Raw genomic sequence first — 305 nt, 5'->3', positions numbered from 1 at the left:
CTCATCGACTTCACAGATGAGCTGAATTTCCACCTGTTCCAGCGGTAATGTGGTTACACATCGTGGGGACAATTTTTTAAAGTGCGAACGACAGCATTAATACTGATATGCAGTGCCCGTGCAGTGTCACGGATGCCAGCATTATTCATTGCAAGAGCCACAACTTGTTCTTTTATGCCCGTCCGGCAAGCACAATAAGCATATTCAAGCTGAAAAGTACGGCGACAAGACAGGCAACGATAACGCTGACGTTCACCTTGACCTGTACCATGTTTTCTGACCGATTCAGTTTGTTGACAAAATCG

General features: G+C 45.6%; 1 pseudogene. It reads right to left on the bottom strand.

The features are described from left to right. A pseudogene (locus PSI23_RS23760) lies at positions 1 to 305 on the bottom strand (IS1-like element transposase); the annotation flags it as partial.

Source organism: Xenorhabdus yunnanensis (assembly GCF_028598805.1).
GTDB lineage: Bacteria > Pseudomonadota > Gammaproteobacteria > Enterobacterales > Enterobacteriaceae > Xenorhabdus > Xenorhabdus yunnanensis.
Note: the sequence above shows the minus strand (reverse complement) of the source record. Positions and strands in the feature narration are given on the sequence as shown.